27 protein-coding genes are annotated in these 23,740 nt (G+C 57.4%); 17 read left to right on the forward strand and 10 right to left on the reverse strand.

What is annotated here, in order from left to right; translation table 11 throughout:
- The first annotated feature begins 97 nt into the window (after nt 1-97).
- The gene (locus FHS83_RS15900) at nt 98-1,531 is read left to right on the forward strand and encodes a pyridoxal phosphate-dependent decarboxylase family protein (RefSeq protein WP_167083912.1); all 1,434 of its coding nucleotides are present in this window, start codon (nt 98-100) and stop codon (nt 1,529-1,531) included.
- On the opposite strand, the gene FHS83_RS15905 is transcribed toward FHS83_RS15900, so the two are convergent.
- The 3 genes from FHS83_RS15905 to otsB are packed head-to-tail and all read right to left on the reverse strand — an operon-like array spanning nt 1,488 to nt 4,746.
- Nucleotides 1,488-2,600, reverse strand: a complete 1,113-nt coding sequence (locus FHS83_RS15905) for a mechanosensitive ion channel family protein (protein WP_167083913.1) — start codon at nt 2,598-2,600, stop codon at nt 1,488-1,490. The two genes, FHS83_RS15900 and FHS83_RS15905, sit on opposite strands and share 44 nt — an antisense overlap.
- Nucleotides 2,597-3,985, reverse strand: coding sequence for an alpha,alpha-trehalose-phosphate synthase (UDP-forming) (locus FHS83_RS15910; RefSeq protein ID WP_167083914.1), 1,389 nt, complete (start codon nt 3,983-3,985; stop codon nt 2,597-2,599). Before FHS83_RS15910 ends, FHS83_RS15905 begins: the two co-directional genes overlap by 4 nt.
- Nucleotides 3,986-4,029: 44 nt before the next feature.
- On the reverse strand, nt 4,030-4,746 hold the full coding sequence (gene otsB / locus FHS83_RS15915; protein WP_167083915.1) for a trehalose-phosphatase: 717 nt from the start codon (nt 4,744-4,746) through the stop codon (nt 4,030-4,032).
- 93 nt (nt 4,747-4,839) lie between these two features.
- On the opposite strand from otsB, the gene FHS83_RS15920 reads away from it, so the two are divergent.
- The gene (locus FHS83_RS15920) at nt 4,840-6,153 is read left to right on the forward strand and encodes a mechanosensitive ion channel family protein (protein ID WP_167083916.1); all 1,314 of its coding nucleotides are present in this window, start codon (nt 4,840-4,842) and stop codon (nt 6,151-6,153) included.
- Nucleotides 6,154-6,488: 335 nt separating this feature from the next.
- Here the strand turns inward: FHS83_RS15920 and FHS83_RS15925 are convergent, their stop codons facing one another.
- Nucleotides 6,489-7,415 (reverse strand): alginate lyase family protein, encoded by a 927-nt coding sequence (locus FHS83_RS15925; protein WP_167083918.1) that lies wholly within the window; start codon nt 7,413-7,415, stop codon nt 6,489-6,491.
- Nucleotide 7,416: 1 nt separating this feature from the next.
- Nucleotides 7,417-8,151 carry a hypothetical protein gene (locus tag FHS83_RS15930; protein WP_167083920.1) on the reverse strand — a complete coding sequence of 245 codons (735 nt, stop codon included), beginning with the start codon at nt 8,149-8,151 and terminating at the stop codon, nt 7,417-7,419.
- Between the two features lie 256 nt (nt 8,152-8,407).
- Here FHS83_RS15930 and FHS83_RS15935 point away from each other — a divergent pair, with 256 nt between their 5' ends.
- A complete protein-coding gene (locus FHS83_RS15935) occupies nt 8,408-8,596 on the forward strand; it encodes a hypothetical protein (protein ID WP_167083922.1) in 189 nt (62 codons plus the stop codon).
- Between the two features lie 231 nt (nt 8,597-8,827).
- A complete protein-coding gene (locus FHS83_RS15940) occupies nt 8,828-9,424 on the forward strand; it encodes a superoxide dismutase (protein WP_167083924.1) in 597 nt (198 codons plus the stop codon).
- A gap of 31 nt (nt 9,425-9,455) precedes the next feature.
- Here FHS83_RS15940 and FHS83_RS15945 read toward each other — a convergent pair whose 3' ends face one another.
- Complete coding sequence (locus FHS83_RS15945) at nt 9,456-10,259, reverse strand: hypothetical protein (RefSeq protein ID WP_167083926.1); 804 nt, start codon at nt 10,257-10,259, stop codon at nt 9,456-9,458.
- A gap of 214 nt (nt 10,260-10,473) precedes the next feature.
- Here FHS83_RS15945 and FHS83_RS15950 point away from each other — a divergent pair, with 214 nt between their 5' ends.
- Both FHS83_RS15950 and FHS83_RS15955 read left to right on the forward strand, forming a co-directional pair.
- Nucleotides 10,474-11,067, forward strand: coding sequence for a YciE/YciF ferroxidase family protein (locus tag FHS83_RS15950; protein ID WP_167083928.1), 594 nt, complete (start codon nt 10,474-10,476; stop codon nt 11,065-11,067).
- A 315-nt stretch (nt 11,068-11,382) separates the two neighbouring features.
- Nucleotides 11,383-12,228 (forward strand): baeRF12 domain-containing protein, encoded by an 846-nt coding sequence (locus tag FHS83_RS15955; RefSeq protein WP_167083930.1) that lies wholly within the window; start codon nt 11,383-11,385, stop codon nt 12,226-12,228.
- Here the strand turns inward: FHS83_RS15955 and FHS83_RS19535 are convergent.
- Nucleotides 12,225-12,479 (reverse strand): DUF2842 domain-containing protein, encoded by a 255-nt coding sequence (locus FHS83_RS19535; RefSeq protein WP_167083932.1) that lies wholly within the window; start codon nt 12,477-12,479, stop codon nt 12,225-12,227. The two genes, FHS83_RS15955 and FHS83_RS19535, sit on opposite strands and share 4 nt — an antisense overlap.
- Nucleotides 12,480-12,496: 17 nt before the next feature.
- Here FHS83_RS19535 and FHS83_RS15965 point away from each other — a divergent pair, with 17 nt between their 5' ends.
- Together FHS83_RS15965 and FHS83_RS15970 are read left to right on the forward strand one after the other, a co-directional pair.
- Entirely contained in the window at nt 12,497-13,540 is a 1,044-nt protein-coding gene (locus FHS83_RS15965) for a COX15/CtaA family protein (protein WP_167083934.1), read from the forward strand.
- Nucleotide 13,541: 1 nt separating this feature from the next.
- Nucleotides 13,542-14,054 carry a hypothetical protein gene (locus FHS83_RS15970; protein ID WP_167083936.1) on the forward strand — a complete coding sequence of 171 codons (513 nt, stop codon included), beginning with the start codon at nt 13,542-13,544 and terminating at the stop codon, nt 14,052-14,054.
- Between the two features lie 15 nt (nt 14,055-14,069).
- On the opposite strand, the gene FHS83_RS15975 is transcribed toward FHS83_RS15970, so the two are convergent.
- A complete protein-coding gene (locus FHS83_RS15975; protein WP_167083938.1) occupies nt 14,070-15,341 on the reverse strand; it encodes an O-acetylhomoserine aminocarboxypropyltransferase in 1,272 nt (423 codons plus the stop codon).
- A 159-nt stretch (nt 15,342-15,500) separates the two neighbouring features.
- A complete protein-coding gene (locus tag FHS83_RS15980) occupies nt 15,501-16,043 on the reverse strand; it encodes a CoA-binding protein (RefSeq protein WP_167083940.1) in 543 nt (180 codons plus the stop codon).
- A 130-nt stretch (nt 16,044-16,173) separates the two neighbouring features.
- On the opposite strand from FHS83_RS15980, the gene FHS83_RS15985 reads away from it, so the two are divergent.
- The 4 genes from FHS83_RS15985 (at nt 16,174) to FHS83_RS16000 (ending at nt 18,814) form a co-directional block, all read left to right on the forward strand.
- Nucleotides 16,174-16,833, forward strand: coding sequence for an NADPH-dependent F420 reductase (locus FHS83_RS15985; RefSeq protein WP_167083942.1), 660 nt, complete (start codon nt 16,174-16,176; stop codon nt 16,831-16,833).
- Nucleotides 16,834-16,898: 65 nt separating this feature from the next.
- Nucleotides 16,899-17,393, forward strand: a complete 495-nt coding sequence (locus FHS83_RS15990) for a nuclear transport factor 2 family protein (protein WP_167083944.1) — start codon at nt 16,899-16,901, stop codon at nt 17,391-17,393.
- A 125-nt stretch (nt 17,394-17,518) separates the two neighbouring features.
- Nucleotides 17,519-18,058, forward strand: a complete 540-nt coding sequence (locus tag FHS83_RS15995; RefSeq protein WP_167083946.1) for a PEP-CTERM sorting domain-containing protein — start codon at nt 17,519-17,521, stop codon at nt 18,056-18,058.
- A gap of 51 nt (nt 18,059-18,109) precedes the next feature.
- Nucleotides 18,110-18,814, forward strand: coding sequence for a glutathione S-transferase N-terminal domain-containing protein (locus FHS83_RS16000; RefSeq protein WP_167083948.1), 705 nt, complete (start codon nt 18,110-18,112; stop codon nt 18,812-18,814).
- Here the strand turns inward: FHS83_RS16000 and FHS83_RS16005 are convergent.
- Nucleotides 18,764-19,210, reverse strand: coding sequence for a DUF805 domain-containing protein (locus FHS83_RS16005; RefSeq protein ID WP_208414901.1), 447 nt, complete (start codon nt 19,208-19,210; stop codon nt 18,764-18,766). The genes FHS83_RS16000 and FHS83_RS16005 overlap by 51 nt on opposite strands.
- Nucleotides 19,211-19,393: 183 nt before the next feature.
- On the opposite strand from FHS83_RS16005, the gene FHS83_RS16010 reads away from it, so the two are divergent.
- From FHS83_RS16010 to FHS83_RS16030, 5 genes are all read left to right on the forward strand, one after another.
- A complete protein-coding gene (locus FHS83_RS16010) occupies nt 19,394-19,876 on the forward strand; it encodes a carboxymuconolactone decarboxylase family protein (protein WP_167083950.1) in 483 nt (160 codons plus the stop codon).
- A 4-nt stretch (nt 19,877-19,880) separates the two neighbouring features.
- Complete coding sequence (locus FHS83_RS16015) at nt 19,881-20,366, forward strand: RrF2 family transcriptional regulator (RefSeq protein WP_167083952.1); 486 nt, start codon at nt 19,881-19,883, stop codon at nt 20,364-20,366.
- A gap of 128 nt (nt 20,367-20,494) precedes the next feature.
- Nucleotides 20,495-20,971, forward strand: coding sequence for a 50S ribosomal protein L13 (gene rplM / locus FHS83_RS16020; protein WP_167083954.1), 477 nt, complete (start codon nt 20,495-20,497; stop codon nt 20,969-20,971).
- A 1-nt stretch (nt 20,972) separates the two neighbouring features.
- Nucleotides 20,973-21,470: a 30S ribosomal protein S9 gene (rpsI, locus tag FHS83_RS16025; RefSeq protein WP_167083956.1), complete on the forward strand. Its 498-nt coding sequence runs from the start codon at nt 20,973-20,975 to the stop codon at nt 21,468-21,470.
- Between the two features lie 294 nt (nt 21,471-21,764).
- On the forward strand, nt 21,765-23,726 hold the full coding sequence (locus FHS83_RS16030) for a tetratricopeptide repeat protein (RefSeq protein ID WP_167083958.1): 1,962 nt from the start codon (nt 21,765-21,767) through the stop codon (nt 23,724-23,726).
- The last annotated feature ends 14 nt before the right edge of the window (nt 23,727-23,740 follow it).

Here is a 23,740-nt window from a genome sequence, read left to right on the forward strand (position 1 = left end):
CCGGCCTCCTGTTCAGCGCGGCCATAAGACGTTCTAACGCGCGTAGTGGCAACCAAAACTCTCGACCCGCAGGACGGATGCTATATAAGGCGCGCCGATGGAACAGCGCGAACCCAATCTAGACCCCGAAAACTGGGACAGCTTGCGGCGCGAGGCGCATGCCATGCTGGACGATATGCTCGACTATATCGCTCAGATTCGCACCCGCCCGGTCTGGCAGCCGATCCCCGATGAAAAACGCGCGCAATTTCGCGCGCCGCTTCCGCAAGGGCCGTCTGATCTGCGCGATGTTTATCAGGAATTTGCGCAAGATGTTCTGCCCTATGCGGCAGGCAATGTGCATCCTGGTTTCATGGGCTGGGTGAATGGTGGCGGCACTGCGGTTGGCATGCTGGCCGAAATGCTGGCGGGCGGCATTAACGCCAATCTCGGTGGTCGTGATCACATGCCGGTCGAGGTGGAACGGCAGATTGTAGCCTGGATGCGGGAAATCTTGGGCTTTCCAGAGACGGCCACCGGTTTGTTTGTAACCGGTTCTTCGCTCGCCAACTTCATCGGTATCTTGGTGGCGCGTACAGCCGCTCTGGGTCCGTCGGTCCGCAAGCAAGGAGTGGGAGGTGAGGGAAGCAAGCTGCGCGCCTATGCCAGTGCTGCTGCGCACCGGTGCATCCCGCTGGGTATGGATTTAAGTGGCTTGGGAAGTGATGCTGTCCGCCCCATTCCCTTTGATGGCGATGGCCGCATGGATATCCCTGCGCTAAAAGCCGCGATAGCCGAAGATCGCGCCGCGGGCCTTAAGCCGTTTCTCGTTGTAGGAACGGCAGGCACCGTCGATACCGGTGCGGTTGATGATTTGGATGCTATTGCTGATCTCTGTGCGGCAGAAAAACTTCATTTTCATATCGATGGCGCATTCGGTGCAATGGCGGTGCTGTCGCCCGAGTTGAAGCCTCTTATGAAGGGGCTAGAGCGAGCCGATTCCATCGCCTTTGATTTCCATAAATGGGCTCAAGTACCCTATGATGCGGGCTTCGTGATGGTGCGCGATGGCGCCTTGCATCGCGATACGTTTGCCAGTCCAGCCGCCTATTTGCGGACAAATGCCAAGGGGCTCGCAGCCGGCGCGCCGTGGTTCTCCGATTTCGGGCCAGATCTTTCGCGTGGGTTCCGCGCCTTGAAAACCTGGTTCACGCTAAAGACTTATGGTCTGAAGAAAATGGGTGAGGTCGTCGCCCATAGCTGTGCACTCGCCAAGCATTTGGAAGAACGCATTCGTGCTGAACCGAAGCTGGAACTTCTCACGCCCGCACGCCTCAATATCGTCTGCTTCCGCTATGGCAGCGATGATGCTTTGAATGCCCGCCTAGTGATAGAGTTACAAGAAACCGGTGTGGCTGCGCCTTCGACTACGACAATCAACGGAAAACTCGCAATCCGCTGCGCCTTCGTTAACCACCGTACGCGGTTTTCGGATGTTGATGCGATGGTCAATACCGTCCTGCGGCTTGGTGTAGCGGTTGTGGCACGCTAGGCCATTGCTGGATTTCCTCACGCCAGACAGGCAAGGCTTCGGGATATTCATCGCGCATCCAGGCAATGATTTTTTCGCGCATTTCGCAGCGCATATCCCAGGATTTTCCCGAATCCGCAGAGGTCACCAGGATGCGCACCTGCATGGTCATGCTGTTTTCACTGATATCTGATACCTGCACGTTTATGACACGTCCGTCCCACAGCTTCGAGGCTTTGGCGATTTCGGTAGCCTTGCTACGTATGCGCTCCACGTCGGTGGTGTAGTTCACGTAGATATAAACTGTGCCAATGAGCTGCGAGGATTGGCGTGTCCAGTTCTGGAAGGGATTGGTCATCATGTAGCTCAACGGCACGACAAGCCGCCGCCAATCCCAGCAACGTACAACGACATAGGTGGAGTTGATCTCCTCGATCCAGCCCCATTCATTATTGACGATCACCACGTCATCAATGCGAAAGGGCTGCGTAATGGCGAGTTGCACGCCCGCGACGAGATTTTCCAATAGAGGTTTTGCCGCGAAGCCCACCGCCAAGCCAGCGATACCCGCGGAGGCGAAAAGCGAAACACCGAACTGGCGTACCGCGTCAAAGGTCATCAACGCAAAGCCTACGGTGATAATGCCGATCACTACATCCACAGTACGCTTTAGGAGCTTCATCTGTGTGATGGCTTTGCGCGCCAAGAGGTTATCCGCAGTGTTCGAATGAAAGCGGCTCATATAGCGGTTAATGGCGAGGTCGGAGGCGATGATCGCGACCCATCCCAGCAGGATAATGAATCCCGCAAAGAGAAATCTTTCCACAATCTGATTAGTGCCACGGTCAAGCGGGAGTGCGGGGGTGATCAGGCCCGCAACCAGCATCGTAAACGCATATTGTGCAACGCCGCCGGCGTGCTGCAGCACTGTATGGGTGAGGGTGCGGTCACTCGGCAATAGCCGCCGTAAAGCCATGCGCACAAATCCCAAGGCAATTGCGGTGATAACTGCGATCAATGCGAGCGCGACCACAGCGACTACCCAGTCAGGAATCCAGGCAGGGATGAGATGCATATAGGATTTCTTCATGCGGCGGCCCTGGTAAGTTGAGCTCCCGAAAGAGCTTTCAAAAATTGATCACAATACGCCTGGGCCGAGAGGGTCTGCAGCTTCTCAAACAACCGTTTATGACGCGACTGCCGCTCTTCTTTGCTCATGACCATCGCCTCGTGCATTGCTTCCGCGATCTCATCGGGGTCGTAGGGATTCACGATCAAGGCTTCCTCGAAATAGGCGGCCACGCCTGCGAAATTCGACAAAATCAGGACCCCAGGGTCTTCGGGATCTTGAGCCGCTACATATTCATGTGCGACCAGATTCATACCGTCCCGCAATGGGGTGACGACGCCGATCTGCGCGAAGCGGTAAAAGCCTGCCAAGGTGGAGCGGGCCAAACTTTGGCTCATATAGCGCAAAGGCACCCAATCAAATGCGCCGTGGCGGCCATTGATATCACCTGCAAGACGATTCAATTGGTGGCGCAGGGCGGCATATTCTGAAACATCTTCGCGGGAGGGGGCTGCGATTTGCAGAAAGCTGACGGCGTTTTTGTGTTGGGGAAAACGCTCCAGGAAGCGATTAAAAGCTTCAAAACGGTTTGGCAGGCCTTTGGAATAATCCAGCCTATCGGCCCCGATCATCAGCTTGCGTCCGACAAGGCTTTCTGTAAGGCGTCGGGTATTACGGCTTTTAGCGGCTTGGATAGCTTGGCTTCGGAAGGCACCGGAGTCGATGCCTATGGGGGTCACCACGGCGCGCACTTTTCGTCCGTTGCAGGCCGTAATCACGCCGTCATTATCGGCGGGGAAATCAATGATGCGGCGCACGGAATCGAGGAAGTCGTGTCGATGTTCCTCTGTCTGAAATCCCACCACGTCATAAGCACAAAAATCATGTAGAAGATCTTCGCCGCGGGGTAGGGCCGCGAACATACTCGACGGCACGAAGGGAATGTGCAGAAAGAATCCAAGCGCGTTCTTCACGCCGAGGCGGCGCAGTTCATCTGCAAGCGGGATGAGATGATAATCATGCACCCAGATGATGTCGTCAGGCCGTAGTAATGGGGCGAGGACCTTCGCGAAAATCTCATTGACGGAGCGGTAGCCTTCGAGATTCTCCCGGCGAAATTCCATCAACCCTAAGCGGAAGTGCAGAAGCGGCCAGAGCGTGGAATTGGCAAAGCCGACATAGAAATTCTGATAGTCCTCTTGCTTCAGATCAATGGTCGCATAATCGACCCCTTCAAAGTTTGTGATCTTGGCTTCGCTCGAAGTTTGCGGCGCTTGGTGGCCACTCCAGCCGAACCACAACGTGCCAGGCTGAATGGCATCTTTCAGCGCGATGGCGAGCCCGCCTGCGCGCGCGGCTTTGGATGGAGTTGGGACACGATTAGAAACGATGACGAGCCGAGCCAATACCTTACCCCCGGATTGCCTTGAGGAAACGAGTTACACAGCCGTCAGGTTCCGGCCCATTGAGATAACCAGTTGCGCACTCTGGACGGTTCGCCCGCGAAATCATCCTGCACGTGCAGGCCCTTTCCGCCCATGGCGCGGGTGACCGCGAAGCCATCTTCATCCGTGAAGTCGTCGCCGATGAATACAGGCAGTCGCCCAGCGAAGGGCGATAATGCCATGAAAGACTCTATAGCGGCGCCCTTATGCTGCCCCTTGCGCCGTAACTCGAAGGCCATCTTGGCGGGCAGGATTTCATAATCCTCGTGGCCATTGATGACTTGCTGAAGGAGCCTGCAAACGTCCTCTTCGCGGGAGGGGGCAAGGCGAAAGTGCACGGCTACGCTGTGGGGCTTTTCATCGATCACCACGCCTTCCCATGTGGCGGCCACCTCGCGGATATTCTCTCTCCAAGGTAACGGCAAGCCGCCACCGGCGCGCTGCAGCAACCCGTCAGGATTACGCAGCACGGCGCCATGCTCGGCGGCGGCGGGCAAGGTGAGGGGGGCCAGCAGGGCGTCAATGGAGATCAGAGGTCTGCCGCTGACTACGGCTAGCGCTCCCCCAAGCTTCTGGGAGGCTGCTTCGAGGGAGGCGATCAGCCCTTCCGGCACCACCACGGCTTCGGGGGTGGGGGCGATGTCTAAAAGGGTCCCATCGATATCGAGAAACAGGGCCCAGTTCTGCTCAATGGGCGGGGCTATCGTGGGGGTATTGGCCATACAATGGTAATCCTGGCAAGCCGCTTTGGTTCCATCACTTGAACCAGCCTGACGCAGAGGCAAAGATACACACCCGCCGATTCTCGAAATCCGATGTCCATGCCCGGCCCATTAAGCTCCGTCGATCTTTCCCGCCTCTTGAGCGAAACCCCGCACAAGTTGTTAGAGCAGGCGCAGAACCCCGTGGTTTTAGGCCAGCTCGCTTGGATACTCCTGAGTGGCCTCATCGCTTACAGCGTGTCCAAACGCCTGCATGGGGTACTTACCAGGATTGCGCCAAAGACATTACCAGCCGCATGGCGGGCAGGGCTGGTGCTCACGGCGGAATTCGTAGCCATGCCGGTTCTTTGGCTGGTGCTGTTGTGGCTGGCCGGAGGTGTGGAGCTGGTCTTCGAGGTCCCACTGCATTTTGTTGGCGCGGCCATCGATCTTGTGCTGGCCTGGATCTGTATTCGCCTGCTCAGCTCCACGGTGAAGAGCAAGGCCGCCTCGGTTGTCATCGCCATTTCGGCTTGGTCCATCGCGGCCCTCAGCATCCTCGACCTCTACACGCCGCTGACGCGCTGGATGCGGGCTGTGGACGTCTATGAAAACAAACAGCATCACATCACGCTGTTCGATGCTGTCAGCGCCGTGGCGCTGCTTGTGGTGCTGCTATGGCTGACGCGCCTCCTTTATGGATTCCTGCGTCGTCAGATCGAAACTGCGCAATCTTTGACGCCATCGTTGAAGGTGCTCCTCACACAGCTCCTGCAGATATTCCTGCCTTCGATGGCGGTGGTGATCGCGCTGCAGACAGTGGGTGTTGATCTTACCACGCTTACCGTCGCTTTTGGTGCCATTGGCCTTGGTGTCGGTTTGGGCTTGCAGCGGCTGGTTTCCAATCTTGTGGCGGGTCTTAGCCTGTTGCTGGGTCAGACCATCAAGCCTGGCGATATTCTCGCCTATAAAGGCACTTTCGGCTACGTCACCGGCATGGGCGCGCGCTATGTGACGTTGCGCACCCTGGGCGGGGTCGAGCATCTCATCCCGAACGACCACTTTCTAGAAAATGGGGTGGAGAACTGGACCTATTCGGACAACCGGCTGGCGCTCTCGGTGTCGGTTGGCATCGCGTATGAAAGCGATCCCCACCAAGCTGTCGCGGAATGTCTTGCGGCCATCGCCTCGGTTTCGCGGGTTTTGCCTGAGCCAAAACCCAGTGTTGTGGTGAAGGAATTTGGCGACAGCGCGATCGGTCTGGAGGGGTATTTCTGGATCGCTGACCCTCGCCTAGGCACCTCCAATGTCAAAAGCGAGGTATTGCTAGCCATATGGGATCGCTTCAAGACGGCGGGAATTTCCATGCCGTATCCGCATCGCGATGTGCGGGTGGTGTCAATGCCGGATACGGAAAAGCGGCCCTAAGCCAAAAGCGGGTCTTCACATGTGATGGCCCGCTTCGCGCCGGATCGCAGAGGCTGGAGGAGACCACACCTAAAGGAGTGGATCGGCACCTTGGCCCGGTATCCTCAAGGCTAAGCGAAATCGGCTCCGCGTCCGCACCCCTCTCTGACTAGGGCGATGTCTCGGCCTTTTCCGCTTGGACTTACACGAGATGAAGTCCGCCACCTTTGTATGCACCCATGTACTTGCACTTTTCCCGGCCGCGACCGTCGCCGCGCACCCAACTTCGTAGGTCCGCTCCGTTCAATACCCATGAAAAAGAAATGGGAACTGATCAGCGAAGTTCAAGGGGCGAACTAATTTACCGGATGCTCCAGCGGATTGGCCAAACCCAAATCGCCGCCTAGGCGCTTATTAAAGGGCACTTGGTGCAGCGGATTCTCAGGTACCCACACGCGCTGGCGATCATAGATCAGGAATGCGTCTTCCGCCCCTGCGCCCGGAACGAGTTGCACAATGCCTGCACGCGCAGCGACCATATCGGGGTCTTTCCGTCCGGTACGGCAGAAGGCGACGAGCTTGTCGAGTTTTTCCGAATGCACATCGAGAATGCTTGCGAGCATCACGAGGGGCTCCGCGGAGAAGAAGTGATAGTGCAAGGCCCGTGTGCCGCGCGCCATTTCACGGGGCAGGGTGCCGTCGTCGTTGATTTCGTTCATGGCGAAATCGAATACGTGTCTACCCCAATCGAGATCAGCCTTGTTGCCCGTCACAGCCCCGGTCGCGGCAACCGCTAAGCCTTCCCAATAGTAGTGATTGTTGCGCACGCCTTTATAAGCGTCGGAATGGGCCTTTACGCCATCGGCGAGGCTCTGAAGCCAGTTATCGATCTTGTCGCGCGTTTGAGCGTTGGCTGCGGCGCGCACCTTCGCGTAGCTGAGCGCGAGGCCTGCCAGTACCCATTTGCGTTCATAATGGGCTTGCTCTTTCTCAATCTTGCCGAGCATGGCGCCGCCACCAGCCCAGCTCTGCAGCCACTGCAGGGTGCAGGTGCTGTCTCCCGCACTTGCCATTTTCGCAATGCCGCCGAGATTGGTCTCGATTGGCTCCACCGCCGCTTCATAGGCTGCATGGCGCGCCGGATCGATATGCGAATAAACCGGCGGATCATCATAATAGCTGTCGGCGATAATATCGTGCACAGGCTGGACTGGCGTGGGGCATTGCGCAAAAGCACCACCTGTAACCAGGCTCGCAACAGCAAACGCATAGCCAAGACGCATATCAGGCTCCCGCCTTATTGGCTTCCGCAAGCTGGCTGATGATCATGATCTTCTGCCATATCTTGCGGCCGAGATTGGTGGTGAGGTTTTCGATATCGTTGGTGGCGTTGAGGATTTCATTGTCCTTGCTTTCGCTGGCGTACAGTGCCGCGAGCTTCGCGATCAAAGCCAGCATTTCTGAGCAATAGTCGAGATAACGGGACAATTCGAAATCGCTGAGGACGCGCTCCGGCGAGACCGATGTCTCGGTGTAGGTTCCAAGCTCCACCGACGGGTCTTTGGTGAGCTGGTGCATGTCGATGACATGGGCGAGGGCGCGAAGCTGATAAAGGGCATGAAACACCCGCTTGCGTTTGACTGCAGTCTCTCTTGTCCAGACGAACCATATCGCACCGCCGATCAGGAATGAGAGATTGACCACCGATTCAAGCGCCTGGGCCAAGCTGACGATATCCACGCGATGCAGTACATCGCGCCAATTCACGAAGCTGCCGAGATAGACCATTGATCCGGCCCAGATCGCAGCGAGCGTAATGCTGATCAGCTTTGTACTGACAAATGGCCGGTTGGATTTGCGGGCCCGTTTTGCGGTGTGCTTGGCAAGGTCTAAAAGCTCGGCGCCTACGCGGCCTAAACCTGACCCTGGAAAGCGCGCTTCGATGCGCGCGTGCAGACGATTTATGGTCTCGACGATCATCTGCTCGTCGAGAACGAACTTGTTTTTTCTGCGGCCCATGATGTCCCCCCGCTTCACTATGCCATTGGGCCCATCTTGGAACGAGCAGAATCCTGCCGTTTATCAGTCTTCAATTCGACCGGTTTGTAGGGGAATAGATGAGGGTGCTAGCGCTGCATGCGGCAATGCAAACATCTGTTCGGGCATACTTAAGTACCCGAATTATTGTAGAAATCCGCGAGCTGCGCAGCCGCACCAAAAGGCGGAATAAGCGCCTGAGCAATATCGAGCAGGTAGATTGTATCTGGAGGCAGTAATGTTTCAAGGGTCTGACGAAGGGCGAAATCAAGATACCGCGCTGCCCGACGATGTCGACGGTTTGAAGGGACTCATCGCGAAGCTGCGCTGGGCCGGCATGGACCACGATGCTGAGAAGCTGTGTCAGGAACTGGAAATGCGCGCTCCCGCAGATTGCGTCATTCCGGGCCCGCTCGAGACCGATTGAAGACGCGGGTTAAGACCAGCGTCTGAGTTTTCACCATGCCCGAAGTGGGAAAAGTAGGCCCTGCCGCAAGGTGGGAATGTTTTTTGTCGCCTGCCGGTGCCTATGAATTGCCCGATTTTGTTGAAATTTCGGCTGCTTGCTTGTAATAACTCTAATGTAGGAATCGCGGTATGCGTTACCGCGGATGGAACTCTCGTCTAAAGTCCTGCTTTCCCGCATTGGAGATTCTTCATGACCATTCAGCTTCCCGAACTGCCTTACGCCAAAGACGCGCTTGCTCCACACATTAGCGCCCAGACGCTCGAGTTCCATCACGACAAGCATCACGCGGCCTATGTGACGAACGCCAACAAGATCATTGCTGGCACGCCGCTGGAAAGTGCCTCGCTGGAAGAGATCGTTCAGGCCGCCGCGGCTGATGCCTCCAAGAAGGCGCTGTTCAACAACGCCGGTCAGGTGTGGAACCATAATTTCCTGTGGAATTCGATGACGCCCAATGGCGGCGGAGCCCCGACCGGCGATATCGCCGATCTCATCAAGTCCGATTTCGGTTCCTATGAAACCTTCGTCGAAACCTTCCAGACCACGGCTGTTGGTCAGTTCGGCAGCGGCTGGGCTTGGCTGGTGCTGGATGGCGGCAAGCTGAAGATCGAGGGCACGGCCAACGCCGATACGCCGCTGGTGCATGGCAAGAAGCCGCTTCTGACCGCGGACGTCTGGGAGCATGCCTATTATCTAGATTACCAGAACCGCCGCCCGGATTACGTCAAGACCTTCCTGGCGCATCTGGTGAACTGGAACTTCGCCAACGCAAATCTCAAGAAATAGGCCGGGACTTTGCGACCGGGCTGTAGGGCGATTACGCCTTGGTATAATACAGCCCGGTTGCCACCGCCCAACCGCGCTCGATCGCGGTGTGCAGAGTGACTATCATTTCCAGCTCTTTTTCGAAGGCGCGCAGGCGCTGACCCTTCCAAGGTTCCGAAAGCTTGCGCACATTGGCAAGCATGTTGAGCGAGTTGTGCAGGCCGCGCAGGAGCGAGACGCGCACATCGTCGGTCAGATCAATTTCCGAATAGAACTTCAGGCCAGCCTTCTCTAGCCAGTCTTTGTATTCGGCGGGCTTGTGCTTCCAGAGCGGCATGGTCCTTCCGCTCGGCGCGCACATGATATCCGCCAGAAACACTTGCCCGTCCTTTTTCACGGCGGGGGCGGCTTCCTCGATCAACTGCGCCACGGTTCCGGGCATGAGTGACGGCGAGAGGATGGCCAGATGTGTCATTTTTTTCCCGGCCAGAAGGTTCTTGCCGGGCGCCCAGGTCGCGAGCTTGACCTTGTCTTTGGGCCGCTTCTCCATCTTGGAGATGGTGGGCTCCGCCTCGAAGGCGTCGATCCAGATGCCGCCCTCGCGCGAGAAGGTGAAGAGGCGGCTGCCAAGATGATAGGTGAGGCAGCCGAAATTACCGCCTTGGGTCGGCACAATGGTGCCAATCGCGCGAGAGGCGAAAATACCATCGACAGGGGTGAGATTGGCGAGGCCCCACATATCCTGGGCCACGGCGAGCCAGGATTCAAACGGACCTTCATCAGCCGTCAGTTCAACCTTGCTGTTCGGATCCTTCTGCCCCAGCAGAACGATCTTTGGCTTCCCCACCGCGCTCATGGGCATTCTCCCTCGTAGCGCGATCATCGGCGATCCGCGTTAACGCGATGTAAATCTCGATGCTTGCGATTTTTGGTTTACGCCCCTTAACCATGGCTGGAATTCGCTTACGGCTGTCATCTTAGCGGGGGAGCTAACATTCTTCTGCGCAGGCGGAACGGGGTGTTTCAGGACGCGTTGAGGCCTCGTCACAGCACCCAGGAACGGAGTCGCCATGCCCAGCCCGAAATCGGCCGAAGACGTCCTCGCGACGGAACTGAAAGAAATCTACAGCGCGGAAAAGCAACTGGCACGGGCACTGCCGCGCCTTGCCAAAAAAATCTCCAACGTGCGGCTCAAGGAATGCCTCGATATGCGTGTCGAGCAAGGCGCACGTCTGATGGAGGAGATCGACGAAGCGCTGGAGGAATTTGAAACTTCCAAATCCAAGCCCAAGAATGTGGCGGCTGAGGGGCTTATCAAGGACGCCGAGGAACACGCCACGGAGATCGAGGAAGAGCGCTTCCTGGAACCCGTTCTGGCAGCCTCGGTGCAGAAGCTGGAACATTACTGCATCGCCGCCTGGGGTACCGCCAAATCCCTCGCCGAACTGCTCGGCAAAGACCAGATCGTCGAGACGATGGAACGGACCTTGGACGAGGGCCGGGAGATGGATGAAAACATTACCCAGCTCGTGGAAGAGGAACTCAACCCAGCCATGCAGGAGGACGGGGAAGAGGACGAAGAAGACGACGAAGACGACGAGAACGAGCCGGAAAGCATGGAGGAAGAGGAGGAAAAGCCTCGTCGCCACCGCACCGCGCGCTGAGCATCGTCGGTGTGAATTTTTCGGCAAGGCGCTGGGTCCCCGGCGCCTTGCAGTTTTAGAAAATGTAACTTCTCGCGCCACTTTCCCCTGATGCTTTTTCCGGCGAGCCGCTTCATACTCTCTCAGTCCATCCGTTTTGACCTTCCTGTTTGGGGGGAGGGGAAGGCGGGAGAACCGCGCGTTTGCTGAGCTTTGCTCATGCCCCGCTGACGACTCTAAGGCCGCTCCAAACGGCCGACGGATGGGAATTTGCCAAAATCTGTTCTGCCGAAACGGTGCATGCGCGCCGTCGGCTGTGCTTTTGAGGAGTAGGCAATGGCTGGCAAAAACCGACCCATGTGGATTGTTGTGATGGATGGTAACGCCGCGCGATTTTTCGCCTTGCGCCGCGGCGAGGAGGGGCAAGTCTTCGATGTGGCAGCGGAGACTATTGAGGCCCGGCGTATCGCCAAGAGTGAAAAGCCCGGCCGCGGCTTTTCATTTTCTGGCCGTGATGAACGCGGCGAGAAGTTTGATACCACGCAGCTCGCCCGAGATGTTTGCAGCTTTTTGGACTCCGCCTTTGCGGGAAAGCACTTTGAGGAGCTGGGCTTGGTCGCGCCGGCGCGGGTGCTTGCCGAGCTGCGCGAGCAATTGACGCCGCGTCTCAAGGTGACTGTGGTGCAGCAGCTTTCAAAAAACCTCTCCAAACTTTCCACTGAGCAATTATGGGAAAAACTCTCACCGGTGCTGCGCAAGGCAGCGAAACCGGTGAATGGCGCCTCTACCACCCAACTGGTGGAGCAGGCCGCGATTCCGCTGTCGGTGGTATTCCGCAATATGGCGCCTTCGCAAAGCGCGGAAGCCGAGGCAATGAAACATGCCACCAAGCTCAGCAAAAAAGGCGGGCGTATCCTCAATTGCCGGGTCACAGTGGAAGCGCCCAAGCATGAGCATCGCAAGGTCAAGGAATTCCGTGTGGCCGTGGCCATGAAGCTGCCGGGACGCGAGATTGCCACCAAATCAGGCGAGGGCGAGTCGCATACCGATCTTTCCTCGGCAATGCGGGCGGCGTTCGCCTCCATCCTGCGCCAGATGGAAGGGCATATGCAGCGGATGAAGCGGGAGGTGCTGCGCACCCGCCGTAAAGCCTCACCACGGCTAAGCGTGCTCCAGGCTTAGGGCCGTTCTCTTGGGGCGGGTTCGCGATGCATCCAGGGCAGGGCTAGACCGACCGGTACGATCCAAAGCGTTCCCGCCACAAGGTAATAGAGGAAGGTCAGAATCGCACCTGCGCGCGGCAGGATATGCGCGCCAATCGCCATCGCGATCAGGCTATAAAGGACGAGCCAGGCCAAGAGGCCTATGGTTCCGATGAGTTTTTTCCAATGCGGGGTCATGGCCTGGACGGTGCCGCGCGCTTCGCTTATCACTCAAGGCCATGGGGATAATGGCGTCAACGCAATTTCTGGAGCACCCTGGCCGCAAGGCGGTCGGGCTGTGGCTCTTCGGTCTGGCTGCTTTGATCGTGGCCATGCTCGCGGTGGGCGGGCTTACCCGCCTGACGGGCTCTGGGCTCTCCATTACGGAGTGGAAGCCGATCATGGGCGCCATCCCGCCGCTCAGCCATGATGCCTGGATGGATGCCTTCCATAAGTATCAGCAGATCCCACAATACCGTCTCAAGAATGCGGGTATGACGCTGGAAGGCTTCAAGGCCATTTTCTGGTGGGAATGGGGGCATCGTTTTCTCGGTCGCGCTATCGGCTTTGTCTTCCTGGTGCCTTTCGCCTGGTTCGCGGTGACCGGTGCGATCAAGAAGACCGATTGGCCCCGCATGCTGACGCTCTTTGTGCTGGGCGGGCTGCAAGGCTTTGTCGGCTGGTGGATGGTGATGAGCGGGCTTGAAACCCGCACCTCGGTTTCGCAATACCGCCTCGCCATTCATCTCGGCATGGCGGTGATCCTGCTGGGCGCCATTCTCTGGGTCGCGCTTGAATATTTGCGCGGGCGCCCGCAAGGCAAGGCGACGAAACCCGCATGGCTGGGCATGGGATTTGCCGCACTGGTTTTCGTGCAGATGCTGCTGGGGGCGCTGGTGGCGGGGCTGCATGCCGGGCTGGAATACAATACCTGGCCGTCGATGAACGGTAACTTCCTGCCGGAACATCCGTTCACAGACGGTTTTCTCAGCATCTTCGAGAATCCAGGCCTCGCCCAATTCGACCATCGCATGATGGCGTATGGCGTGGCGGCGGCGGCCTGGCTCTTCTGGAGCTGGCTGAGGACCCGCAGCAAGGCGCCGCTTTCGCTCATGGCTAGGCGCGCCTCCACGGCTGTGCTGATCGTGACGGCGCTGCAGATATTACTTGGGATCGAGACCTTGCTGTATCAAGCCCCTGTCGGCCTGGCGGCTTTGCATCAGGTGCTCGCGGCATTGCTCTTTTCAACGGCTATTTGGCAGGCATTCGAACTGCGCAAACAGGGGGAGTAACATGAAAGCTTGGATTTTCGTTGCTGCGGCATTGAGCTGTTCGGCGGCCATGGCGGACCCGCTCGCCAAAGCCCATGAGGGCCAACTGCAATGCTATCATCCCAATACGCTCACCAAGACCTGCGCGGTGCTGTCAGGATACAGCTTTCAGGGCAAGGTGATTAGCAACAAAGCCGACGTGCTGATGGGCGTCAAACCGCTTCTGATCATGACCACCAACTCGCCGGTGACCATTTCTGGAGAAGCGGTGTGCGGCAAAAGCCGTGAAGCGGATATCCAGTCGGCGAGCTTCACCGCTGATGGAGCGAAAGTGCCGGAAAATCAGGCCGCCGCTATTCGCGCCCAATTGCTTGAGAACATGAAGCCGATGTTCGGCAAGGAAATCTGCACCACCTATGTGCCGAGCAACAATGCGCTCTCGGCAACGGTGACGATCGACGGAAAGCCCCGTCCCGACCTCACCCAAATCGTGATCTGGGTGAAGCCAGGCGAAGGCTATAAGATCGGCCAGTAATTAGGCCGCCAGCAATTACGCGGTCAGGGCCTGATCGAGATCGGCGATGATGTCTTCGACATTCTCGATGCCGATGGAGAGACGCACCACGTCATCACCCGCGCCAGCACGGGCACGTTCTTCGCTCGAAAGCTGGCGATGGGTGGTGGAGGCCGGGTGAATGATCAGGCTGCGGGTGTCGCCGATGTTCGCCAGATGGCTGAAGAGGCGCACTTTGTTGACGAGGCCGAGACCCGCCTCATAGCCGCCCTTGACGCCGAAGGTGAAGACCGCGCCCGCGCCTTTGGGGCAATATTTCTGATGCAGCGCGTAGGAGGAATTGTCCTCCAGCCCGGCGTAATTGACCCATTCGATGCGCGGATCGGCTTTCAGCCAGCGCGCCACGGCGAGCGCGTTATCGCAATGGCGCTGCATGCGCAGACCAAGGGTTTCGACGCCTTGCAGGATGTTGAAGGCGTTGGTCGGCGACAGCGCAGGACCAAGATCGCGCAGCGCCAGCACGCGGCAGGCGATGGCATAGGCCATGTCGCCAAAGGTCTCCCAAAGGCGCATGCCGTGATAGGATGGGCAGGGCTCTGACAGGGTGGGGAATTTATCCGAACCCCAATCGAACTTGCCGCTATCGACGATCACGCCCGCCATGGAGGTGCCGTGCCCGCCGAGGAATTTGGTGGCGGAATGCACCACCACATCCGCACCCCATTCGATAGGGCGGATTAGGTACGGCGAGGCCAGCGTATTGTCGACCACCAGCGGCACGCCGAATTCATGGGCGATCTTGGCGATGGCTTCGATATCGCAAATGATGCCGCCCGGATTGGCGAGGCTTTCGATATAGACCGCGCGGGTGTTCTCATCGATCTGTTCACGGAAGGTCTCGGGCTTGGTGCCGTCGGCCCATTTCACGTGCCAATCGAATTTGGCGAAGGACTGGCTGAACTGGTTGATCGAACCGCCGTAAAGCTGGCGCGCCGAAACGATGTTCTTGCCCGGCGCCATCAGCGTGTGCAGCGCGATGAGCTGGGCGGCATGACCGGAGGCGACCGCAAGGCCCGCACGGCCGCCTTCCAGCGCTGCGACACGCTCTTCCAGCACCGCATTAGTGGGGTTCATGATGCGAGAATAGATGTTGCCGAAAACCTGAAGATTGAACAGGGCTGCGGCATGATCGGAATCTTCAAAAACGTAGGCCGTCGTCTGATAGATCGGGGTTGCGCGCGCGCCGGTCGCCGGATCGGGCTGAGCGCCTGCGTGAACGCTTAAGGTGTCGAAACCGAATTCCGCCATATGCCGCTCCTGGTAGCTCATTGGGTGGGTCTTAAGGCAAAAACCCCGATGGGGTGATTTTGGTTTTTGCGAGTCGCGGTTTTTTACTCCCCGCCACCCTCTGCCGCTATGGGGGAGGGAGCGTTTTTCGTGCGGGGAATTCTCCAGAAAAAGGGGTGTTCAATCGGCCTTTTTCAAGCTGGGGCGATCTTCGCGCATCAAGCTGCCACCCTTCTGGAACAGCTTGGGCTTGCGATTGTCGATGACCTTGCGATTGATGCCCATCCAGCCGATTTCGCCGGAGAGGCGGCCATATTCGATCTTCGGGCAGCGATCCATGATGACGGTGAGACCGGCATCCTCGGCCATCTTGGCGGCTTCCTCGCTGATCACGCCAAGCTGCATCCAGATCACCTTAATGCCGAGCCGGTCTTTTTCTTCCAGCGCTTCGGCGACGATCTTGGGGGCAAATTCGGCGCTGCGGAAAATATCCACGATCTCAATCGGGCCGGGCACGTCTTTCAACGACGCGTAGACTTCTTGATTGAGAATGGTCTTGCCAGCCAGGCCCGGATTCACGGGGCGCACGCGAAAGCCCTTATCGAGCAAATATTTCATCGCGAAATAGCTTGGGCGCATTTCGTTGCCGCTGGCCCCGATCATGGCGATGAACCGGTTGTTGCGCAGGATCGATTTGATGAGGTCGTCGGAATAGGTCGGCATAGCGGATTCCCAAGGGGGATGACGCCCCTATGTAGGCGATGCGGCGCTAAAGCCCAAGCCCTTAGAGGGTACTTGTCGCAGTCTTGGGCCATACCCATATGCGAAACGGCGGTTTACGGGAGATTGTACAATGCGGGTAGGAATAGTCGGTGCTGGTCATATCGGGCAATCCGTGGCACGGGTCGCCGTGAAAGCGGGGCATTCGGTTCTTCTCAGCAACTCGCGCGGGCCCGAGAGCATCTCTGTCGTGGCACTCGCCATCGGCGCGAAGGCCGGCACGGTGGAGGAGGCGGCAGCCTTTGGCGATATCGTGGTGCTGGCAATTCCGCTTCACGCCTATTCCAGTCTGGATGCGCGGCTCTTCGATGGCAAAATCGCGCTCGACACGGGTAATTATTATCCCAATCGCGATGGTGAAATTGGGGTGTTGGAGACCCAGGCGATCACCACCAGCCAGTATCTGGCGCGCTATCTGCCGGGCGCACAAATCGTGAAAGCTTTTAATGCGATCTTGGCGGCGCATATCTTGCGTGATGTTCAGCCCGCCGGATCTCCCGGGCGCCGCGCATTGCCGATTGCAGGCGATGATGCGGCCGCGAAAAGCACCGTATCCGAATTTGTGGATTCGATCGGATTCGATGTTGTGGATCTTGGTCCGCTAAGTGAAAGCTGGAAGATCGAGCGGGCCCGTCCTGCCTATTGCATTCCGTTAGATAAGGTGCGGCTTGAAACGACGCTTGCCGCCACTGAGCGCGACAGCTTTGTTCCGGAAGGCTCCTGGCGCGGCTGACCTAAGACTTGCGTCGTCTCGAAATCACTGTTGTAGTTTTGCGGGACTGGTGATTGGAGGGGCTGATGAAGGCGGTATATTTCGCAGCAGTGCTGGCGTTTTTGGCGGGCGCCGCGCAGGCGGCGGAGATGCCTTTGGGCGAGGCTCTGACCAAAGCGATTGCGGACCAGGACGCCAAGCTGTTCGGGGCCTATAACGCCTGCGATACCGCCACTATGGCGCCGATGGTGGCTGAGGATCTCGAATTTTATCACGACCAATCGGGACTGGCGGTTGGCCGGGAGCCATTCATTGCGTCGATCAAGCAATATGTTTGCGGTAAAACGCGCCGTGATCTTATCGCCAGCACCCTCAAGGTCTATCCCTTGAAGAATTACGGTGCGATCGAGCTTGGCGAGCATGTCTTCTGCGATCCCAAGAAATTCGAGCGCTGCGATCCTGAGAATTCAGGCATCGGCAAGTTCTTCATGCTATGGCGCTGGGCGGATGGCAATTGGCAGCTCACGCGCGTAATCAGCTACGATCACCTCAACGATTGGCAGCGCAAGCCAGCCAAATAGGTTTCTTGCCGCTGCGCAATCGCAGCAGCGACGCGCGCGTCACATCGGCAATGCAAAGCGCAATTGTGCTTGGCGTCACCCAAAAAGCCCCACAGTATTTACGGGTGATCGTTGGGAGGCTTCACATGCGCCAATTTCTATTCGCTGCAGTGATGTCTTTGATGGTGATTGCGCCCGCCAAAGCCGTGCCGATGGTGCATGTCACAGTTTCTGTCATCGCATCGCCGTCGAGCGCCTTCAGTTTCGACATAGCGCGGAGCCCGACGCCTTCATCTTATTTTCCGGGCTTGTCCTTTACGATTCTGGGGCAAAAGACTTGCGAGGCCCAGTTTGACCGCTGCGATTATACCAACATCGATGATTTCACCTATTATCTCGAGCCGGATGGGGGCTTGAAACGTGCCGCTGGCTATGCGGGGCCGGATTTCGGGGGCACGCGGTATTACGGGGATGTACTGTTTAGCGGAGATGTTTCGGCGCCGACGTTTTTGACCGGCGAATTCACTGTCAGGGACAATATCGTATCGGCTTTCGAGACCATCACCATCACGGCGCTGCCGGATGCCTCCGTGCCCGAGCCTGCATCCTGGATTCTGGCTGCCATGGGACTTGCTTCGCTTATGGCTTGGCAGATGCGCCGCAAAGCTCAAAATGCGGCCCCTTGAAGAGTTCCACCTCGAGGCCTACATCGGTGACGATGTGTGCAGAGGTGTTTCATGGCTGATCTTTCGAACTTCCCTATTACCGCAAAATGGCCCGCCAAGAACCCGGACGTGTTGCAGCTTTATTCACTGCCGACACCCAATGGGGTGAAGGTTTCCATCATGCTGGAAGAGATAGGCCTGCCTTATGAGGCCCATAGCATCAACATCGGCGCCAATGAGACCTGGACGCCGGAATTTTTATCGCTCAATCCCAATGGCAAAATCCCGGCGATCCTTGATCCCCATGGGCCGGATGGGAAGCCTTTCGCGCTGTTCGAATCTGGCGCCATCCTGGTCTATCTCGCCGAGAAGAGCGGCAAGTTCCTGCCTGCCGATCCGGTGCTGAAATACGAAACAATGCAATGGGTGTTTTTCCAGATGGCGGCCATCGGCCCGATGTTCGGCCAGCTCGGCTATTTCCACAAATTCGCCGGCAAGGAGATCGAGGATAAGCGGCCCTTGAAGCGGTATACGGATGAATCCGCGCGGCTTCTGGGTGTGCTCGATCAGCGGCTCGCGACACACGCCTATCTGATGGGGGAAGGCTATACCATCGCCGATATCGCGATCCTTGGTTGGGTGCGCAATCTGGTCGGTTTTTATGGCGCCGGTGAGCTCGTCGGCTATGAGCGTTTCAAGAATGTGCAGCGCTGGCTGGAAGACTGCTTAAAGCGTCCCGCTGTCGAACGCGGGTTGCATATCCCCGCGCGCGGCTAACGGATCGGGGCCGTAGCGGTTGTCGCCTGCGGTCCCCTTCTTGGCGAAGCAGACGATCTGCGTGCCAATCACCAAAAGATCGAGAATGGGCACTGGCGCGGTGGCGGTGAGAAGCCACCAGCCGGAAAGCCCGACATCGTGCAAGCGGCGCACCGCGACCGCGGCGAAGGGTACGAGCAAAGCCGCCGGAAGCAATAACACGGGTGCGGCGCCGAGGGCGCGAAGGCTCCAGTCCAAACTCAGGGCAGGGGCGGGCGGCAGATGAAATGCCTTGGCGGCAAAAACCGCCACCAACAGCCAGAAACTCGCGAATGACCAGAACTCCAGCCGTCCGGCGCGGCCGGAAAAGTCGAAGGCTTTCTGCATGGCAATCAGAAGGGCGGAGAGGATCGGCATCGGCTGGTCTCTATGGCGGTGAGCGAGCTTCGCGACGTGGACACTGTCAGCAAAACCGCGCCAATTGACGCTCGGGATAGTGCGTAGCTGGGTGACAACATTGCACTGCGAGGGCCAGCGGCCTTGTAAGTCAATTACGGATAACATATATCCGTAATAGGCAAGCACTAGAGGAGCCCTGCCATGACCCAGCGCCTTAACTATTTCGCGTTATCCAAGACCCTTACCGAAAAGCTGTCCGCGCTTTCGATCGCCACAAAAAAGGAAAGTGCGATTGAGAAGACGCTGTTGCACCTCGTCGATCTGCGCGCCTCCCAGCTCAACGGCTGCGCTTTCTGCGTCGACATGCATTCCAAGGAAGCCAAGATCGATGGCGAGCGCGAATTACGACTCTATCATGTGGCGGTGTGGCGGGAATCGCCCCTGTTCTCTTCGCGCGAGCGGGCAGCGCTGGAATGGACCGAAGCTGTGACCAAGCTTTCGCCGGAAAGCGTCTCGGATGAGGTCTATAACGCGGTCCGGGCGGAGTTCTCCGAGAAGGAGATCGCCGATTTGACCTTCGCCATCGCCACCATTAATGCCTGGAACCGCTTGGGCGTCTCGTTCCGCTCCGTGCCGGGTTCGGCGGATGCGGCTTACGGCCTGACAAAGGCGGGATTACAATAACGGCATGAATCTGAAGAACCAGGTCGAGTGGGCTCTGCATTGCTGCGCCGTGATGATGGCGCTGCCGGACGGGGCCACTCTGCCCGCAAAGGTTCTGGCCGAATTTCATGGTGTGCCGAAGGAATATCTTTCCAAAGCGCTGCAAGCCTTGTCGCAAGCCGGCATCGTGGTCGGCACGCTGGGTCCTACGGGCGGCTATCGCCTCGCCAAGAAGCCTGAGGAGATCACCTTCCTCGATATCGTCGAGGCGGTGGAGGGCAGGCGCTCTACCTTTCAGTGCGGGGAAATCCGCGCCAACAACCCCTGCTTACCTAAGAAGCATCGCGCCAGCGGGCCTTGCACGGTCGCCCGCATCATGTGGCAGGCTGATGAGGCGTGGCGCACGAGCCTGCGCGGCGTGACTTTGGCCGCCATGGGAGAGCAACTCGCTCAGGATGTACCCGCGGAAATCCTGGAAAAAAGCCGCAACTGGCTGGTTTCGCGGGCCTGATTGCTCCGGGATTTATTTGTACGGTATTATAATACCGTATGCAAAATATCGCGCATTTTCGGGCTGTTGCGCTTGACGGGCGCGCGGCAGGCACGTATACGGCCCGCCACTCTAATGGATTTTTCCCTATGACCACTTACTCGGCCAAGGCCTCCGAGATCGAGAAGAAGTGGGTCGTGATCGACGCCACCGGTTTGGTTGTCGGCCGGCTCGCCGCCCTTGTCGCGCTCCGCCTTCGTGGCAAGCACAAAGCCACCTTCACGCCCCATATGGATTGCGGCGATAACGTCATCATCATCAACGCCGAGAAGGTTCTCCTCACCGGCCAGAAGGTGAAGAAGAAGGTGTATTATCACCACACCGGCTATATCGGTGGCATCAAGGAACGCTGGGCGGAAGACATTCTGCGCGGCAACTATCCCGAACGCATCGTCGAGAAGGCCGTGGAGCGTATGCTTCCGCGCGGGCCGCTCGGTCGCCGTCAGCTTGGGAACCTGCGCGTCTATAAGGGCGCCGAGCATCCCCATGCCGCCCAGCAGCCCGAAGTGCTGGACGTCGCCAAGCTGAACCCCAAGAACACCAATTTTCACGTGAAGGCGGCCTGATATGGCGGACGAAGTGAAGAATTTCGGCGATCTGAAGACGACGCTGATCAAGGCCAAGCCCGCTACGCCTGCTGGCCAGTCTGCCGCTGACGGCGAAGGCAAGCGCGATGCCCAGGGCCGCGCCTATGCCACCGGCCGCCGCAAGGACGCGGTTGCCCGCGTGTGGGTCAAGCCGGGTACCGGCAAGATCACCATCAACAGCCGCGACGAGACGATCTATTTCGCCCGTCCGGTGCTGCGCATGATCGTGCGCCAGCCGCTCGTGGCCGCTGGCCGTGACGGCCAGTTCGACGTCGTCGTGACGGTGTCGGGTGGCGGTCTGTCGGGTCAGGCCGGTGCGGTGCGCCACGGCATCTCGCGCGCTCTGGTGGCCTATGAACCGGCCCTGCGTGCGGTGCTGAAGCCGGGTGGCTTCCTTACCCGCGATCCGCGCGCCGTCGAGCGTAAGAAGTACGGCCGCCCGAAGGCTCGCCGCAGCTTCCAGTTCTCGAAGCGCTAAGCGATTTCGCGATATTGGTTTCGGAAACGGCCTGCAGAAATGCGGGCCGTTTTTGTTATTCACCAATCCCAGACCAGTGCCGCGGATCGCTCATTGAGATTCGATTCGTAGGCTGATGGTTCTATTCAGCAATGTAGTTCGCAAAAAAAAAGCCCTGTCCGGTGGTTTGTAGACGCGATAAACTCAAAACGAGTATCGCAACATGTGCTGGTTTAAGTCTGGCCTGGGGCATCAATCGTTTGAAGTGATGCTTGGAGACGACGCCAATATTTTGTTCTGAGGTGGGGCAGAACAATGAAACAGATAAAAGCCTTCGTGGGGCACAGCTTCAATCAGGCAGACAAGCCTGTCGTTGATGCATTCCTCGATTACTTCGATCAGCTGACCGGAATTGTTCCGCACTTCTCATGGGAGCACGCGACAGCTGCAGAACCGAAAGAACTCGCGGAAAAAGTTCTCGCAATTATTGACGGCAAAAACACATTCATCGGTATCTGCACTCGGAATGAATTTGCAGCATCGCCCGCTGTGTTAAAACCGACTTTCTGGGGTACTAGTCACCGCAAAGTCGCGGTGACTAGCCTTCAGGCAAAAACTTCCGATTGGGTCATACAAGAGATCGGCCTTGCTAAAGGGCGCGGCATGGAACTTGTCTTGCTTGTTGAAAAGGGCCTGCGTGCGCCCGGTGGACTACAGGGCAATATCGAATATATCGAGTTTGAACGGGATAAGCCTAGCCTAGTCTTCGGCAAGATAGTGGAGATGATTAAGGCTCTGTCGCCAAAATTCCCAAGTGCGTCCGTTGCGTCGGAGCCACCAGCAACGACTGGGGAAGCGGAAGCGGATGCGGAAGCCGATCCGGTGCCTGACATTGCTCCAAAGCCTGAGTGGAAGCTCGATGAATACAAGTTTGGAGCATTTAGGGCTTATCTACGAAAGGATGATGAAGCGCTCAAAAAAATAGATGCCGCCTTTCGCGAGTCGCCTGTGAATGACGGAGCAGAAACAGTCGCCGAATGGGACGCAAACCTCGAATATATGAAGGTTTTTCTCGGTAGGGGGGGGAGTATTGTGAAGCTCATGGGGCTGGCTCAGCAATATCCTAATTCTGATTCAATATTAGTTCTGCTTGCACGTGCCTATTCGCATTATGACCAATTTGCGGAAGCCGCGAGCGTTTTCGTTCAAGCCGCCGAACTGCCTTTAGGCGCGGGAAAATCGAGTCTGTATCGTGGCTTCGCGGCAGTCGAATATGCTAAGGCGAAGAAGCCAAGTGACGTGATCTTGCAAATCAACATGGTGAAGCCAGCCGTTGCGGGCGATGTAGCCGGTGAATTGAAGCTGCTGTCGGCTTTGCGAGAAATTGCCGAAGCTCAAAAGTCGGATGGTTTACTGATCGCTGCGATGGAGCGCATCGTAGATATTGCTCCAGACGATTTTGAAATACGTTTTAAGCTGGCATTCAAGCACTCGGAAATGGGTAATGAGGAACTGGCGCTCTATCATTACAATAAAATTCCTTGGGAAAGCCGCGAAGCGCACGTGTGGAACAATCTCGGCGTCGCGTTAGATAACCTCAAGATGCCCGTGAAAGCAGTCAATGCTTATCGTGCTGCAGAGGATCGTGGTGAGACATTGGCTATGAGCAATCTCGGGCAGAAGTTCCTCAGAGCAGGCTTTTCAAATGAAGCTAAAGTCATATTTGAAAAAGGCAGAACGTTCGAGAACTATCACAAGAATATCGATGCTGGATTAGCACAGCTCAAGGACGTTCCGGAGGAAGAAAATAAGACGCTCACCGAGACTATGGATAAGCTTCGTCCTAAGGCTGAGTTTTACAAAGCTCTCGGCGAAGCGGTTACGTCAGCGGAGGGCGTTACTATCGGCGAAAAATGGCAACGCGGCGACCGCGTCCTCATCTTTAAATTCGAAGGCAATAACTTTTCCGCCAAGAGTACTTACGAGGTGGCAAGCAATAGCCTGGCCAACGCCTTAACGACAGGGCTTGGCCTGCAGCCTGTGCCGGAAAAATACGAAGAAGTCCTCGAGGGTACGATCAATGGGCGTATAATTGAAGCAATGATCAAGCGAAAAAAGCTTGGTGAGGCTTCAACCCCATCAAGTCTTTTGGGGCTGGGCGGTGACAGTAAAACGAAAGTTCTGATGTGGATCTCGTCAGATAATAAGTCCATTCATGCAGCTGAAAATCCTTACTCTACAAATCCGATCTTCTATGTATTGAGGTCGGTGGTTTAGCGGCGCGAATGCGA

This window comes from Rhizomicrobium palustre (assembly GCF_011761565.1).
In the GTDB taxonomy this organism is placed as follows: domain Bacteria; phylum Pseudomonadota; class Alphaproteobacteria; order Micropepsales; family Micropepsaceae; genus Rhizomicrobium; species Rhizomicrobium palustre.